This window comes from Pseudoneobacillus rhizolycopersici, from assembly GCF_054786815.1.
The window spans coordinates 245011-258127 of sequence record NZ_JBTOOE010000003.1 but is presented as its reverse complement, the minus strand read 5'-3'; the positions used below and the strand labels follow the sequence as shown (position 1 = coordinate 258127).

At 40.0% G+C, this 13117-nt stretch carries 10 protein-coding genes; 1 reads left to right on the top strand and 9 read right to left on the bottom strand.

Annotation, left to right across the window (positions count from 1 at the left end; translation table 11 throughout):
* The first annotated feature begins 100 nt into the window (after positions 1-100).
* Positions 101-2098 (top strand): S9 family peptidase, encoded by a 1998-nt coding sequence (locus ACX9YW_RS05615; RefSeq protein ID WP_460343076.1) that lies wholly within the window; start codon positions 101-103, stop codon positions 2096-2098.
* A 52-nt stretch (positions 2099-2150) separates the two neighbouring features.
* Here the strand turns inward: ACX9YW_RS05615 and ACX9YW_RS05610 are convergent, their stop codons facing one another.
* From ACX9YW_RS05610 to ACX9YW_RS05570, 9 genes are all read right to left on the bottom strand, one after another.
* Positions 2151-3101: a PDR/VanB family oxidoreductase gene (locus tag ACX9YW_RS05610; RefSeq protein ID WP_460343073.1), complete on the bottom strand. Its 951-nt coding sequence runs from the start codon at positions 3099-3101 to the stop codon at positions 2151-2153.
* Positions 3102-3123: 22 nt separating this feature from the next.
* The gene (locus tag ACX9YW_RS05605) at positions 3124-3579 is read right to left on the bottom strand and encodes a dimethylamine monooxygenase subunit DmmA family protein (RefSeq protein ID WP_460343070.1); all 456 of its coding nucleotides are present in this window, start codon (positions 3577-3579) and stop codon (positions 3124-3126) included.
* Positions 3576-4517, bottom strand: coding sequence for a heme-dependent oxidative N-demethylase family protein (locus tag ACX9YW_RS05600; protein WP_460343067.1), 942 nt, complete (start codon positions 4515-4517; stop codon positions 3576-3578). Before ACX9YW_RS05600 ends, ACX9YW_RS05605 begins: the two co-directional genes overlap by 4 nt.
* A gap of 150 nt (positions 4518-4667) precedes the next feature.
* Positions 4668-5270: a hypothetical protein gene (locus tag ACX9YW_RS05595; RefSeq protein ID WP_460343064.1), complete on the bottom strand. Its 603-nt coding sequence runs from the start codon at positions 5268-5270 to the stop codon at positions 4668-4670.
* A gap of 200 nt (positions 5271-5470) precedes the next feature.
* Positions 5471-6346, bottom strand: coding sequence for an alpha/beta fold hydrolase (locus ACX9YW_RS05590; RefSeq protein ID WP_460343061.1), 876 nt, complete (start codon positions 6344-6346; stop codon positions 5471-5473).
* A gap of 86 nt (positions 6347-6432) precedes the next feature.
* The gene (locus tag ACX9YW_RS05585) at positions 6433-7845 is read right to left on the bottom strand and encodes a serine hydrolase (RefSeq protein WP_460343059.1); all 1413 of its coding nucleotides are present in this window, start codon (positions 7843-7845) and stop codon (positions 6433-6435) included.
* Between the two features lie 31 nt (positions 7846-7876).
* Positions 7877-8749 carry a MurR/RpiR family transcriptional regulator gene (locus ACX9YW_RS05580; RefSeq protein WP_460343056.1) on the bottom strand — a complete coding sequence of 291 codons (873 nt, stop codon included), beginning with the start codon at positions 8747-8749 and terminating at the stop codon, positions 7877-7879.
* A gap of 164 nt (positions 8750-8913) precedes the next feature.
* Positions 8914-10392: a M81 family metallopeptidase gene (locus tag ACX9YW_RS05575; protein WP_460343053.1), complete on the bottom strand. Its 1479-nt coding sequence runs from the start codon at positions 10390-10392 to the stop codon at positions 8914-8916.
* Positions 10393-11029: 637 nt separating this feature from the next.
* Positions 11030-13054 (bottom strand): acyltransferase family protein, encoded by a 2025-nt coding sequence (locus tag ACX9YW_RS05570; RefSeq protein WP_460343050.1) that lies wholly within the window; start codon positions 13052-13054, stop codon positions 11030-11032.
* Between the last annotated feature and the right edge of the window lie 63 nt (positions 13055-13117).

Sequence of the window (13117 nt, the reverse complement as noted above, 5' to 3'; positions counted from 1 at the left end):
GCCTGTCACCATTTTTCAATTAATTTTGAATATTATGTTTTACTTCGATTGCCGAAATGGTTAAAATAGATTCATAGTTTATTATTTGGAGGTTGTTTTGATGACGAAGCGTCCGATTACGGCAGATGATTTGTGTAAGTTTAAGTTTGTTGGGGATCCTCAGGTGTCTCCTGCGAAGGATAAGGTTGCGTATGTCCTAACTCATGTGGACAAGGAAAAAGATGGCTATTATTCTTCTATTTATGTGACCGATTTAAAGGGTGAAGGCAGACAGTTTACTTATCATTATTCGAAGGATAAATTGGTAAAGGATACGTCTCCAAAGTGGTCTCCCGATGGGAAGACGATTGCTTTCCGTTCGAACCGTACTGAAAAAAATCAAGTTTGGCTCCTACATACTGATGGTGGCGAGGCGGTCCAATTAACCGATGTGAAGCAAGGAATTGGCGAGTTTGCTTGGTCCCCAGACGGAAAGCAGCTTGTCCTTACAATCAGCGGTGAATTAAAGCTCAACACTGATAAGGACGAAGAAAAGAAAGAAGAAAAGAGTGACGTAAAGGTCATTACAAGACTTCGTTATAAAGGCGATGGCGCTGGTATTTATAACGATGATCGCAAGCATGTTTACCTATTTGATATCGATACAAAGAATTATACAAAGATTACCGAAGGCGATCATGATTTTGGAATGCCTCGTTTCACTCCAGATGGACAAAATTTATTTTACATTGGAACAAAGGCTGAAGATCAAGAGTGGGGCTATCTTCCTGCGATTTGGAAATATGATATCGCAACCAAGGAAGAGTCTTTATTCTACCAAGCTAATGGCTATGTTTATGCACCTTCCGTGTCTCCGGACGGTAAGTGGCTTGCTGTTGCCGGTCATACTCGCGGTGAAAGAAGTCAAGGGAATGCGAATGTTCTCCTTCTTTCTACTGAAACAGGTGAGTTGAAAAATTTAACCGAAAGCTTTGATTACACGGTAGGAAACCTTGTTGGGGTTGATGCGAAGTATGACCCAGCTGAAGGGCGCCTTGTTTGGGATGCCACAAGCTCACATATCTACTTCAACGCAACAGTTGGTGGAGATTGTCAGTTATTTAAAGTTAGCCTTGATGGTGAGGTCTCCGCTGCTCTATCTCCTTCCGTTGCATCGGTTACTTCCTATGACCTTGTAAGTGATGACCAAGCAGTTTTAGTTTTAGCTACTCCTCATTCTACAGGTGATGTAGTAACACAGGATTTAACGAATGTAGATAACGTTGTGAAGGTAACGAACTGGAACCAAGATTTATATAATGAAGTTCATTTATCTACGCCGGAGAATTTCCATTACAACAGCACCGACGGTAAGGAAATTGAAGGTTGGGTGATCAAGCCTTATGGGTTTGAGGATGGAAAAACGTATCCAATGATCCTTCAGATACACGGTGGACCAGCAACGGCATATGGAAATGGATTGCATCATGAAATGCAATTAATGGCTTCTAAAGGCTATGTTGTCCTTTACACTAACCCGCGCGGTAGCCATGGTTATGGCCATGATTTTGTGAATGCAGTCATCGGTGATTACGGCGGAATGGATTACGAGGATATTATGGCTGGAGTTGACTATGCTTTAGCAAACTTCAACTATATCGACCAAGACCAATTGTTCGTTACTGGAGGAAGCTACGGTGGTTATATGACAAACGTTATCGTGACACGCACTGAACGCTTTAAAGCAGCTGTTACGCAACGCAGTATCTGTAACTGGCATAGTTTCTACGGCACAAGCGATATCGGCTTCTTCTTCACCGAATGGCAGCACGGCCATGCGGACCTTTGGGATGATGTTGAAAAGCTGTTAAAAGTTTCACCGCTTACACATGCCCGTAATGTAAAAACTCCGACTCTTATCCTGCACAGTGAGCAAGACTTACGCTGTCCAATGGAACAGGCGGAGCAATGGTATATTGCATTGAAACGTCTAGGTGTAGAAACAAAGCTTGTTCGTTTCCCAGATGAGTGCCATGAGCTTTCTCGCTCTGGTAAACCGAAACACCGCTTAGAGCGTTTACAGCATTTAATTGGTTGGTTTGATGACCGTCGTAACTAATATTGGCTTTGGGGAAAGAGTTCTGTTGGACTCTTTCCTTTTCCAAATAGATTTATAGATCTAACACCAAATGCCCAACTCCACGAGATACGCAGCTTAACATTACCTTATTGGTACCCTTTTGAGCCTCCGTCAAAAATGAATCCAAATGAACAACTTCTCCCTCTACCACCTGTACTTCACAAGTCCCACATCCACCAACACGACAGGAATAAGGAACGTTTATCCCATTTTTCTGAAGTACTTCTAATAAGGATGTATCCGCCGAAACCTCCAGCTGTTTGCCACTTTTAATAAAATTTACCTTAAACGCCTGCTGTTCCTTTCTAGTTGGAGGTGCAAACCGTTCGAAGTGAATATTAAAGGTAGGATATCCGTATCCTTTAGCCGCCGCCGTAAATTCCTGAATCATCATCTCCGGTCCACAGAAATACACATGTGTACCAATTCGATGATTGGAAAGTTGGGTTGGGGATAACCGATTACTGCCTTCACTCTCTGAAAAATAAAAATGACATTGATCAGGGTATTTCGTTCTCAAATACTCATAAAAAGCACACTGAACCTTTGATTTGGCAGCATAATGAAGTTCAAAACTACTATTTTTCGAAGTAAGCTCGTTCATCATTGACAGAAATGGGGTAATCCCAATTCCGGCCGCGTAAAAGACATGATGCTTCGCTTGAAAGCTTAATTGGAAGTAATTTTTAGGATAGCTTATGGTCAACACATCACCAATTCGAACCTGTTTATGCCAATATAAGGACCCACCAGTTGAGTTTTCAGCTAATCGGACAGCCACTTCATAAAGTCCCTTCACAGATGTGGTATTAAAAATCGAATAATGTCGTTCCACTGTTCCTGTAGGATCAGATATATACGTTGTAATATGAGAACCCCCACTAAAGTCTGGAAGCACGGATTGGTTCGTTGCTTGTAAGGTAAATCTCTTAATAGAAGGGGTCTCTTCGATAATATTTATTACTCTTACTTCTAATCGCAAGGTCGTACTCCTCCAGCTTTGATTATTTGATAGAATGATAGCCAAGATATGCGTCCAAACGTCGTGAATAATGATCGGATACTTCCAGTTCCAAACCACAGTGCTTACATGTAATATGGCTGTCTTCATCGACTTCATTATTGGCATGACATTTACTACAAATGACACTTTTGCTCCTATGTCCAACCACTTTCGTTTGCCTATCATATTGTGAAAAACCAGCGTCTATGGCCAGCTTTTCCACCCGCTTTACGAATTCATTTTGACCAACAATGTATAAATAGGTGCCCATCTTTTGCTGCTGGAACCAGATATCGATGAAGTTGTCAGGTTCTTGTTCGATGATATGATGGTCAAACGGAACCTTTTCCGCAATCGCTTGCTGAATCATATCGTTAATAGATTCAGCGCCTCTTAAATCCGTACAAAATAAATATCTCCTTTTCCCCTTAATCAATGCCAATTCTTGATTATTCATCTCTTTGTCATTTCCTCTTCAAGATATTCTAAGACTTGATTGCGATAGAGCGATAATCCTTTGTAATCAACAATGGATTCCGGAAGCTCTTGTAGAATCGTGTAAAATTGCTGGAGCCACGGGGAATGTTTGATAAATTTTTCTAATGGCAGCACATGAGAATGAATCGTAAATAGGATGGCATTACTTTTAGGAAGGCGAAAAAGCTTTTGGTCTTCTACCCGAAAATGGACAAGTTGCCCCGCATTCTCCTTCGTTACTTCCTTCCGAAGCTGCCCCCATTCAGAAAAGGTTTCGAGAGAGGTATCCAGTCGATTTCCCGCCGACAGCCCCCAATTTTTTCTCCCCCAAGGAGTTCCAGTTTCGATTCGCATTAAAAATTGGAGGATTCGGTTGTCTAAATGATTCGTTTGAAAGCCTGGAATCGGTGCATGGATTTCTTTGAAATTCATCCCTAAGTTAAAATAAAGCGACCAGTTCGCTGGAAAACAAAGCTGGCCCGCATCTAAAAATAAATCCCCGTCCCGTTGCATCATGATGATTAAATCCTCTTGAACATGGCGACCGATAAAATCTAAAGGCTCTAGCTCGAGGGATGTTTCATCACCGAAAGTAAAGGTGGCCACCTCATTTGTTTTCGTATTTGAAAATGTCCAATGATTACCGTTCTTTTCTAATTGAAATTGTTCAGAATACCGAGAGATTAGGTCATCTATAATTAGAGCGACTACCTCCCACTGAGCCTCTAAGGTGTGGGGAGTCGATTGATAACAGCGACTATGAAATTTTCTTAGAAGTTCTTTTTTTAAATGGATTTCATCCAAATAGTGCTCTGTCACATCAATCACATGGTGGTTTAGTAAAGGAGCTGAGTTATTCGAATAGCGATAAACATTACTTTCACTAAAAGGATAAGGAAACGTTTGTACATCTTTCATAAGTTTCACCTGTATTCAGAATTTTGATTCTATTATACTATGCTATTTTGCACTTTTATTGTTTTTAAACTAATACATCTCAAAATAAAAAAGCTGTCCCTAATAAAAAAGCGCCTAGCTCTATCAGAGTCTAAGCGCTTCTGCTCTTTATCATTCATTATCAGAGTCCTGCATCGTAGTAGTGACCTCCACCCCGAGCGATTCCAATGTCTTATATACCTTGTGTTTAACGCTGTACTTGCTGACAAATGCTTGAGAAAGGTCGATTTCCTTTTGGTCAACCGTAATAACTAAATATTGATTGATTGTACTCCTACCATTTTTCGTTACCCAAACCTCTTTCAGTTCCTTCATCTCATCCCAACGATAAACCGTTTCTTGTGTAGAAAATAAATCATTACTATGATATCCCTCTTCATCAAGGTAATAATAGTTTGTTATTCCTAAGTAAAAAAATGGAATCGCACAAAAGAATAATAAACAGGTAATCCAACCATACCATGTCCAATTGAATTTTGATTTTATAACAAGATGAAGGCATATCGCAATCGGAAGTAAAATCATTCCAATAAAAAAGATTATGTAGGCAGAGGATGGCGCGATGAAGATCCAATGCGATTTAGAATGATAGAAAAAGTCCTGAAACCAGTAGATGCTCACAATAGGCATGATAAATGAACTAAAAAATAATATAATAATAATCCCGTATAGCCCATGCGTCCATTTCTCGGAATCTATATTTATAAGTTTCATACTTCTCCCCCCAATTAAACTATCATTACAACTACCTACGAAAGACCAGTCAAATAGTTTCAAAAAAAAGGAAATTAAATAAACCCTTTAACATTTAAGCATGTAATTTTTTAAAGCACCAAAGCACTTTAGTGCTTTAGCGCTTTAAAAGATTCGGGGACTGTCCCCACATGCTTTAAAGTGATAAAGGGTCTTTTGATTTAAATAGATATTTTCTTTTTTGTTTTAAGGAATTCTCTAACTACGTTTATAAACTTTTCATGTTCGTCTTGGAATACGCTGTGGCTGCTATTTTCGAAGATAACGAGTTTGCTATTGGGAATCTTCTCAGCAATTTGTTCCGATTCCTCAACTGGGGTAATCCAATCATATCTACCGGCAATGACTAACGTCTGCGTGAGAATCTGGGGCAATTGCTCCCGTATGTCGTATGTCCTTAAAAAATGGCCAAATCCTTCATTTAATGCTTCATAGGAACGCTGCCCTGGAAAAACTGGTTTTGGTTTAGGCGCATCAGGCTTAAATGAAAACTGATAAAGGGGAGCCATTACCTCGTAATAACGTAGCAACTGTTCAGTAGAAGTAAAATTTCCTTCCCAGAGGACATCTGCCATTTCCTTTTGATCAGCCGTTCCATTCTGCTGAATAAACGCCTTTGCCTTTTCTAAAAACCTAAAGCTTGGTGAGGTGGTTATTAGAATTAAAGACTCTAAATTTTCTTGGTATTTTAATGCATAGCTCATTGCTACCATCCCGCCATATGAATGACCAAGGAGGATGATTTTTTCCAAGCCGAGATAGTTTCGCAAAGCCTCAATATCTTCCACATTATTTTCTAGTGTATAGCTTGATTGAGGACCTTTTTCAGATAACCCACTACCCCGATTATCAATATAAACGAACTGCATATCTGAAGTTAATGGGGTTAAATGAGGCTTAAAGCCCACATGCGTTCCGCCCGGCCCACCATGTAAAACAAAACAGACAGGCTTATTTCGGACAGTCGTACCATCAATTTCATAGGAAGACCCCTCAATATCGAAATAAATTTTAGTTCCATTAATTTGTGCGAACAATTTACTCACTCCTTGCTCCAATCATTTCTTGGGTGAAAAAATCAATCCTTCGCCACCACTAAACGGTGTCGAAGGATTTCGAACCCTTACTTTTTAGGAAATTGTCTAAAATGGTAAGCCACTCGAGTAATTTCCCCCTGATCATTCCGAACAAATCGAACGACCTCTGTTTGATCCCTTACTGAAGCCAGGAATAAATCCTGCCCAACATATTGCGCTTGAATGCTTAACCCAGTTGAGGAAAATTTCAACCCGCCGTCTTTCACTTCAACGTTTAAACTCATTCCTTCATTCGAAACATAGGTCCCTTCATATTCAGTCAATTGGGCAGGGCTACATTCTACCGGTTGCAGATTCGCTTCACTTGCCTCAAAAGGGCGATTTTCTACGACATTTAAAGCCCCTGCCATGATGGTTGTTGCCGGAACACCTGCAAGGTTGGTTAAAATCATACCGGTAATACCTCGTTCAGGAATAATGGCGAGTTGGGAGGCAATGGCTTTTAAATTTCCACCATGCTCAACCAGAGTGGCCCCATGATAATCAGGCGTAATCATTAAGCCATAACCATAGAACTTTCCAGGCGAACATTCAATATGAGGGGCGATCATTTGCTCAACACTCTCTGGGGAAAGAATTTGTCGATCGCCAACCTGACCATTATTTCTAAAAATTTCAGCATAACGTAACATATCATTTACAGTCGATTTTAAATAACCAGCTGCACGCATCGATGGGGAATCCCACCAAACTGGAGCCTCATAAACTTCCACTCCATCCGCTACCATTTTGGCTGCATAAAGGGAAGTAATATCCTGATGATCTTGTAGCTCCTCTAATAAACAACAAGAATTCACCATACCAGCAGGCTCTAAAATATAGTCTTTTATATACTGAACGTATGGTTTTCCGGACACCCGCTCAATAATCGCTCCTAGTAGAGCATAGCAGTCATTGGAATAACTAAATTCTGTTCCAGGCTCGCCTAATAAGGAAAAATCTAACTTCCCAATGAACTCCATCAATTGTTCAACTGTATCAATCGGTTCTTGATCAACCCCGTGAATTTTCAAACCAGGATAATCCTGTGCTGATGGATCAGCATTAATACTTCTTTTATTTGCATACAAAAGTGATGGCAATGGAGGAATACCAGCTGAGTGTGTCATAAAATGATGGATTGTCATTTGATTGGTAAACTCAGTTGGTGTAGAGAATTCAGGCAAGTATTTTATTACTGGATCATGGACAGATAGCTTTCCTTGCTCCTGAAGTTGCATGATGGCCACACAGGTAAAGGATTTTGTAACGGACGCAATTCCAAACACGGTATCCATCGTTACCGGAAGCTGTTTTTCCACATTTCGATAACCAAAGCCTTTTTCATAAATCGATGCTCCGTTATGGGCGATTCCAATGGCTACTCCGGGGATTTGATATTTTTCAATGAGCACCTGAGCTTTTTCTTCAAATACATTTAATTCCACTTGGCTTTTCATAAATAGTTCCACCCTACATGAATTCATTTTATTAATCATCAAAATCGTGTTGCCGATAAGAAAAAGAATAATAATATTCACTAGATTGATTGTACTCATCTAGCTTTCTTTCAACATTCTGACTATCCATAACCATGACACAGGAAACGATGGCGTTTAATATCGAGAAAATGGTCGGCATCCCTCTCAAGCTTGTTGGATTTGGGGTAATCGCTTTTATCGTGATATTGGACAACAATCCGACGGGCGAAAGTTCATCATCCGTTAAAGTGAGAACTCTCGCCCCCTTTTCTTTGGCCGCTTTTACAAACGAATAAGTTTGTTGCGTGTACCTTCGAAACGATAAGGCAATGACCAGCCATTTTTCATCAATTTGTGTCATTAGATAATTGGCATCATCAATATCACCCTTAAATACCGTTACATCTCCCTTAATAATATTGAGACTATACCCAAGCCAGTTGGCTGGCGCATAGGAGGTTCTTAATCCAATCACGACCATTTTTTCGGCGGCGATGATACTGTTTACGGCCTCCATAAAGACAGCACGGTCTAACTGCTCGTAGGTTTTACGAATGTGTTCAATGTCCTTCTCCATAAATTGCGAAATATCATTTTTATCCGCTTTCATACCTGCAGCAAGTGCTTTAAATAAGTCCTCGTCTTCCTCGGGAAGCAGCAGTGATTTTCGGATATCTTCCTGAAGCGCTGAGTAACCGGAATACCCAAGAGCATGACAGCAACGAATGACGGTTGTCTCACTTGTCCCCGTTAAATTGCCAATTTCTTTAGCCGGAGATAAGGCAATGACTTTAGGATTTTCAATCATAAAATTAGCGACAGCTTTTAATCGTTGAGTTAAGTCTTGATAATTTTCTTTGATTCGTTGTTTAATATTTTTCATGCGTTTCTCCCTAATGTACTAGGACTTATAAGAAAGATTGGTATCATAAAGATATTAGTGTTTTTAATGCTTCATTTAATTCCGGGCGATCCGGTGTAAATTGGTTGATCCAGCCCCAGAAAAAATTGACTTTTTTGACCTATTCAAGTTGATCTCCCCTTAGATTAAGTTGTTTTTAATAAGGAAACTGGATGTAAAGGATATACTTCTGTCGTTAATTTATTGTAATGAAAGGTTGTAAAATCTAAGGTTGTTAATCCTGGTGAATCGACAGTGATGATTTTTGAACTAATCTGTTCAAAACCTGCTCTAAAATGCTGACTTGATTTCAATGCAACAATTTTATAGGTAGCCACATCGATTCCATGTAAAAGGAAGATTTGCTCATCTAGTGTTTGCGCTTTAACAGAGCAAACGATGATATCAACCCCGTCAGATTGAAGACGGACTGAGCGGCCCAGATTTACCTTTGCTCCCCTCCCCATCGGAGATGATTGGGTAAATTTGCCATCCGTTAAACACTTGACATAGGCAGTTAACAAAATTGGTTCACCATGCAATGTATCCGTTTTTCCACCTAACTCGACTTCAATCGAAGAGCCAACCCCTGCCTTAAAGGCCTTCTCTACGACCTCTGGATCATAGATAAAGCCAAAGCAAGCATTTTCGACCTTTTCCTCTAGTAATGCTCTTAATAAATAGGTGCCATCTCCGGGAGTCCCACCACCAGGATTATCGGATGTTTCGTTTATCACGACGGGCAATCCTTCATGTTGGAGAGCAAGTTCAATTCCTTCCTTTGGAGATGGCTGCTTTTGGAAGAATTCCTCTCGCTGCTCCCATACATACGAAGCCACATCATCGGCGACTCTCTTAGCTAAAAGAGGGTCATTCATTGTCGTAGCTAAAACCGCCACACTTAGTTCTGATATATTTGTATATGGAAACGCATGATAGAAAGTACAATCTATGACGTTCTCATCCTTTTCCCAGTTGTAGCAAAACTCATTAACATCCATTGCAGGAGATAGGTTTGTCGTTGAAGTTGGAATGATCATTGGTAGAGTTGTCAAATGCATCGTTGGACGTAAGCCTTCTTCAACGATTTTCTGAGACCACTCCACTGCCTCCCTACCAATCTCGTAACTATCTGTATGTGGATAGAGATGATTGCCAAGAATTAAAGTTGATTCTTCAACCATCGTTTTTGTCACATTAGCATGCAAATCAAGCGTGATAATAATCGGTAAATCATCACCGACAACGGCGCGTACCTCTTTAAGGATGGAGCCTTCTAAATCCTCTGTCCCCTCTGCTACACCTGCACCGTGTAACGATAGTAAAATCGCATCATATCCTACTGCCTTCTTAATCTCATCGATTAATTCCTTTTTCAATGTTTGGAAGGCCTCTGCTGTGATCATTCCTGCTGGGTACGCAAAGGTTGAAAAGGTAGGGATTAAATCGATTTCTAATTCTTCTGCCCGATCAATCATCCCGCCAATGAAAGTTCTTACAAAACGATTTTTGGCTAGGATTTCTTCACCTTTTTCCCAGCCCCAGAGTCTAAAAGATTCCTCGTCTGTTTTAACATTCGAAAACGTGTTTGTTTCATGAGCAATACCACCAATAATAATCTTCAACTTTTACACCCCATTTTAAAATTTGTATTAAATATGGCTAAACTAAATAAATAGATTCCTCCATAAGGTAGACATCTATTGTTAAAGAGTATAGCCTTTTCGTTTTTACTAAGGTTGGGATTGTTTTTTTAAAGGTATGTAACATTCTTGATGTGGTTGCTGACTGAACTTTGAAGTATGGAAATAATCGTAAGGAGACGCTTTTACATTGGTGTTAAATCTATTGAAGGATGCAATTCTTAGTAGATTGGTGCAGGATGTGTTTATCATTCATTAGTTTTCTTGGCTGTTATATCCATTTATTAATAGAATCTTCACCTTCCTTTGTTTGAAGTTTAAACTTTCGTTTTTTCTATTTTTGAAGTGTTAACTTTATTATTAGCATTATATTACTAGAGAAATGATAATACAACCGTAATTTTCTGTATTTTTAGAATATATAAATTATTAACTATTCTAGAAACTAAATAAACCATGATTTAATAACTCAACGCTAGTGATATCTAGAAGTTCGGGAATTAGATTACTTTTGTAGGTATAACAACTTTTTTCTCTCGATTAATTGAACATACAAAAAAAAATGCCCTTCACCGACAGTTGAAGGGCATTCTCGTTTCTTGCTATTTTTTATAAAAACTCATGTTTCCGTATCAGAGGATTCGGCATATTTATTTAATTTCTCTAAAGCCGGGATGAGGTGCTCTGCTAAAGCAGGGGCCAGCATCTTAGAATAATAGGTTGATATATGATGGAGGTCACGATAAGCCAAGATGTTGCCGATAACAGGGCTACAATTCTCGTCGTCGCAGAAATGCTTGGTTAAGTCGGCAAAGGTCACATTGCTTGGAATCCCTTCTGTGTTTTCCCAAGGTAAACGATCAGATAGGACAGCCTTTTTTGGTGCCATACATTTTGTTAGTTCCCCTTCGTCGACACATACTGGCGGGTCGATGAGCATTCTTGGATTATCGCGGATAGCAAATACCTCGGTAATGCCCTCCAGCTTTCTCCATTGACTAAGGTATCCCGCGGGAATCGTCTCTTCCTTGCCAATATTTGCCGTAGTAAAGACATAATCAGGAGGATCGGCGATTAATTTTTCCAACAGCTTTTTATTCCATTCCATGCACGAATCATGGAGTTGTCCATTAAAATTGTCATCGGAGAAACGACAGGCATCTTTATTGTAGACATCGATGCGCAAATGATTGGTTGCGGCGATTTCCTCCAAAGCCGGGAACCAGTGCCCGGAATGTGATCCGCCAACGAGGGCAATCGTATACTCGGGATTGGCTGCTTCACCAAAGGAACATACTTTTACTTTTGGATCATTGTACTCCGAATAGCACTCTGGATTTTCATAGAAAGCCGGTAATTGATATTTTACATGAATGGTAGAAGGTATAATTCGTTGATTTGGGGTTGGTTCGGTAAAAATTGGTGCGGCCACCGCTTCAAGAATCTCCTCTACCACTAATTCTTCTTCTAAACCTTTCATCGTCTGGTTGACCGTCACGCCCCAGGTCGTGTTCACAATAAATACTGGAATCATAAAGGTAATTAAAACAGCTGCCAACTTCAACCGCGAATGGTTGACATTCATTTTTCGTATCGGTGTTTCAATTCCTTTTGTTGAAATAACCGATAATATAAACGCCAGCCCTATAATGATAAGCCCACCTTGTAGGGATATAGCATCCGTCCTCATTATCGCGAAATAAAAGATTAAAATTGGCCAGTGCCATAAATAAAAACCGTAGGAAATACTACCAAAAAATAAAAACGGTTTCGAGCCTAATAGCTTATTAACGGCAATCCTACTATTATTTTCGGCCGAAATAATAATCAGGATGACGCCTGTTGTCGGAAATAAGGCTGCATAACCTGGGAATACGCTAGATACGGGTAAAAGCATTCCCGTCAAACAAATGATCGCTAGACCTACCCATCCAAGGATGACATTGACCGATTTTTCAAACTGAAAATAAGAAATCGTAAGGGCTAGAATCCCTCCTAAGCTAAACTCCCAAACCCGGGCAAACGTATCAAAGTAGGCCCATGGTTGGTTGACGGACGTCTTATAAATCGAATAAGTGATTGAGGTCGTAAAAATGAGCAAAAGGATCGCGAGAAGGGTCTTCCGGACCGGGGTTCTCAGGACCTTTTTAGCGATAAAAAAGGCTAGCAAAATGATAATTGGCCAGGTAACGTAAAACTGCCCCTGAATCGAAAGTGCCCAAAAATGTTGAAATGGGCTCGCTCCATTGTTCTGTGCCAGATAGTCAACGGCATTGTTGGCTAATTGCCAATTTTGATAGTAGAAGGCGGACGTGAATGATTCAGACATGATTTGCATCCACTGCGTTTGTGGCATGACCAAAATAGATGTTAAGGTTGTTAGGAAAAGCACAGTAAAGGCAATCGGGAATAATCTTTTTGCCAATCCAGCCAAATAGTCAAAAAACTGAATCCCGCCATCCCTATCTATTTTCGACAATAATGAGGTGGTAATTAAGTAACCTGAAACGATAAAAAAAACATCCACTCCGCCGGATACCTTTCCAATCCAAATATGATAGATGGCGACTAGGAATGCCGCTACTGCTCTAACCCCTTCAATTTCGGGACGGAACTTTTTTATCGGTGTTCTCAAATCATTCAACAGCATTTACACTCCTTTGCACAGTCATTTCAGTTGATTTCGCTAAACTCAAAATGAAATCGT